This is a genomic window from Flavobacterium psychrophilum DSM 3660 = ATCC 49418 (assembly GCF_002217405.1).
GTDB classification, from domain to species: domain Bacteria; phylum Bacteroidota; class Bacteroidia; order Flavobacteriales; family Flavobacteriaceae; genus Flavobacterium; species Flavobacterium psychrophilum.
This window is the reverse complement of the sequence record NZ_MUHE01000070.1, coordinates 1-3,789: the sequence shown is the minus strand read 5'-3', so window position 1 is coordinate 3,789 and position 3,789 is coordinate 1. Positions and strand designations below refer to the sequence as shown.

The 3,789-nt window shown below is 31.0% G+C and carries 2 protein-coding genes; both read right to left on the bottom strand.

Annotation, left to right across the window (positions count from 1 at the left end; genetic code table 11):
- Positions 1-271: 271 nt before the first annotated feature.
- A complete protein-coding gene (locus tag B0A57_RS11825) occupies positions 272-1,630 on the bottom strand; it encodes a peptidylprolyl isomerase (protein ID WP_227029066.1) in 1,359 nt (452 codons plus the stop codon).
- Between the two features lie 24 nt (positions 1,631-1,654).
- Positions 1,655-3,631 carry a peptidylprolyl isomerase gene (locus B0A57_RS11820; RefSeq protein ID WP_034097493.1) on the bottom strand — a complete coding sequence of 659 codons (1,977 nt, stop codon included), beginning with the start codon at positions 3,629-3,631 and terminating at the stop codon, positions 1,655-1,657.
- Positions 3,632-3,789: the final 158 nt, after the last annotated feature.

Below are 3,789 nucleotides of genomic sequence, written 5' to 3'. Positions count from 1 at the left end.
CAACATCCTCAATAAATATTCCAGCATTTTTAAAGCTAAATTAGTATCATTATTTCATTCTGTTTAACGGAATGAGAAATCCTAATATTATAGTGTTTTCAAAATTAACACCGTATTATTATAAAATGAAGCGCATCGAACTAAACCTCAAATAAGCTAACTGTTCGTAACTTTTTGCTACAATTGAAGCTATAAATTCATTTAAAATGAAAGCGAAAACAAAAATGGCTTGGAAAACCCAAACCATTTTTATTTAAAAAAATTAGATGTATTATTTTTTTAACCAATTGTTTGTAAATACACAATCACGATATTCACCATTAATCTTAATATGAGTTTCTTTAATTTTTTCTTCAGACCATTTTGCAATGGCTTTAATTTGTTTTTCTTTTAGTGCTAATTCTTTTAGACGAATATAGTCTTTAGAATAATCGGCAGTATGCTCGTCGTAACGATTTGTTACGGTTACAATTTTGTAAAACTTCCCTCCTGTACGATCTTCGTCAATAATAGGGTTTGAAATCTGATTGTCTTTTAGATTTGAAACTTGGCTATACAAAGCTGGATCCATCTTTGTGAGTTCGAAACGGGTATCTTGTGTTTTAGGATTGGTTAAAACACCACCATCGTTGCGGGTTTCTTTTTCGTCTGACATGGTACGGGCAGCATCTGAAAAGGTAATTTCTTTATCTAAAATTCTTTTTCGAATAAGTTCTATTTTTTCTTTCGACACTTTTAAGGCTTCGTCTGAAACTTTTGGCGAAATTACAATGTGACGCAAATCTACTTCTTGTCCTCTAATTTTTTCTAAGTAAATAATGTGGTATCCAAAATCTGTTAGAAATGGTTCTGAAATTTCTCCTTCTTTTAAACCAAAAGCTACATCTTTAAATTCTTTTACAAATTGGGTTCTTCTATCCATTTTGTAATATCCACCATTAGAACTCGAGCCTTTATCTTCTGAATATAACACTGCTTTCCCGAAGAAACTAGACCCTTCTTGCACTTCTTTTTTGATGGCTTTTAGCTGGTCTATTACTTTTTGTTTTGCTTCTTGAGAAACAGTTGGTTTTACTACTATTTGCGCTACTTCCATTTCTGCTCCAAAAACAGGTAAATCTGCTTTAGGAATGGCTTTAAAAAAGTTACGAACTTCTTCTGGCGTAATAATTACTGCATCGACAACTTTCTTTTGCATTTCAGCAGTTAGCTTATTTATTTTGATAATATCAAACAATTCAGTTCTAAAATCTTGTTCGTTAGATTTCTTGAAATACTGTATTACTTTATCCATAGAACCTAATTGTTCTACCATATAACTCACTTGCTCGTCTAGTTTCGAATTTACTTCTTTGTCTTCTATAACGATACTGTCCTGAATTGCATGGTGTGCATATAATTTGTCTTCTAGGAGCTTACCTAACAACTGACAACGTGTAACATCTTTCACATTTACACCTTGTTGTTTAAGCTCTAGTGTTGTTTTGTCTATATCTGAATCTAAAATAACATAATTTCCAACCACTGCGATAACGCCATCTACTTTTTGCTTTTTCTCTTGAGCGGAAACTCCTAACGAAATAGCTAAAAGCGCTATTATAAAACTTAACTTACTACTTATTATGTTCATTTTAAAATTATTTATTGCCATTAATTATTTTTTCATCGAAGCTTTCATTCTTTCAAAAACTTCTTGATTTATATTTACTTTAAACTCTTTTTTTAAATTGCTTACCCAATTATCCTCGAGGTATTGTTGGTAATCATTTACGACTCTTCCGTGAGCTTCATCGAACGTTTTAACAGAAGCTGGTATTATTTTTGAAACTTTATTTACGAAATAAAACTCGCCGTCTTTATAAATTTCCGAAACTCCTGTTTTAAATTCAACCTTTTTAGGGAAATTTTCTGCCCCTTCTTCGTAATTTTCTTTCTTTATCATCACATTTACAACCTCTTTTGTATTAAGAGTTGTTTTAATAAAATCATCTGTTTGGTCTTTATTCAAGAGCTTTCTTGCTTCTTTTGCGACACCTTCTTTAGTAGATGACGCTACTAATACCTCGGCTCTATTTTTCCATTGGTATTGTAATTTATTAGCATTGTAGTATTTTTTTAGAGCTAAAGTATCTTGCTTTGCTTTTTCCCAAATTTCTTTTTCCATCAAATCGAAAAGTAATAATCCATCACGATATTCTTCGATAACATTTGCAAAATCTGGAAACTCTTTTTCTAGATTATCATTATAATAATCAGTCATTTGTGCATCTACAAAATTTTGATATACAAAATCGACTAACTTTCCAACGGGTTTAATTTTTAAGTCAGATTTTTGTTGTGCTTCTAAAATTGATAAAAATTGAGTTCCTGTTATGCTTTTATTCTCAATTTTAAATAAGTTACTATCATAATCTTTCAAATTAGCTGGGAGCTTCCATTGACTAACATAAATTTTATCTGTAACTAATGTTTTTATTTGTGCATACAACTTCTCATTTCTGACAATAGTGTATTTTTTACGAAGTTTGTTGGTAAGTGAATTTGTTATGAGTCGAGAACGATCGTCTTTTCTGATTTTTTCGTCTAACTCTTTCTCCATTTCGCTAAGTTTTTTTATGGGTTGTTTTTCAACCAACTTTACAATATGCCAGCCAAATTGGCTCTCGAATGGTGCAGAATATTCATTTGGTTTTGTAAGGGCAAAAGCTGCGTTTTCGAATTCTTCCGAGCTTAATTGTCCTGAAGCAAAACGTGGCAACAACCCTCCTTTTGGAGCTGAATTTTTGTCCTGAGAAAACTGACTTGCTAGACTTTCGAAGTTTTCACCTTGTTTTAGCTTGGTATAAATATCTTGAATTGTGGCTTTTGCTTTTTCAGTTGTAGTAATCTCTAATTCTGCTTTAGGCGACTTCAAAATCATGATATGTGCTACCGTAATTTCTCCTCGGTTTTCACGAGAATCTGTAATATATATTAAATGGTAGCCAAATTTTGTACGAACTGGCATTGAAATTTGACCTTTTTTTGTATTATAAGCTACTGTTTCGAATGGATAAATCATCCTGAAGGCTGAAAAATAACCCAAATCTCCTTTGTTTTCTTTTGATGATGGATCTTGAGAAAACGTAACTGCAAGGTCTTCAAATTTTTCTCCTACCAATGCTTTTTTTCTAATATCGATTGCTTGGTTATATGCTTTTAGTGTATCTGCTGGCACAGCGTTTTCATCGACAGTGATTAAAATATGAGATGCTCTAATTTCTTTTAGAGAACGATTATACCCTTCTTCTATTAGTGCTTTTGTTACCTTTGTATCTGAGGTATAATTTTTAGACAGCTGGCTTCTGTATGATTTTAACTCATTTATATACTTTTCATTATTTTGCAATCCTATTTTATTAGCTTTATTAATTTTAAGCTTGTAACCCACGAAAAGCTCCATGTATTTATTCAAATCCTTTTGAGATTCGTCTTTTACTAAATCGATGTTCTTGTTATAAACTCGTGAAAACTCATCTGTATAATATGGTTTATCATCAATGGTAAACAAGACTTCTTTTTTGTCACTTTGGGCGAAAGCCAAAGAATTTATTGCCAATGCAAAACACGCAATTATTTTATTAATTTTCATTCTTTATATATTTTTTTAAAGAGAACTTTTTTAACAACGAACAAAAATAACAATTCGGTTACACTATACAACTATATTGGTATGTATTAACAAAAAATTATATATAAAAAAAAGCATCAATCTCTTGATGCTTTTTTCTTTTCAATATTACATCGAAA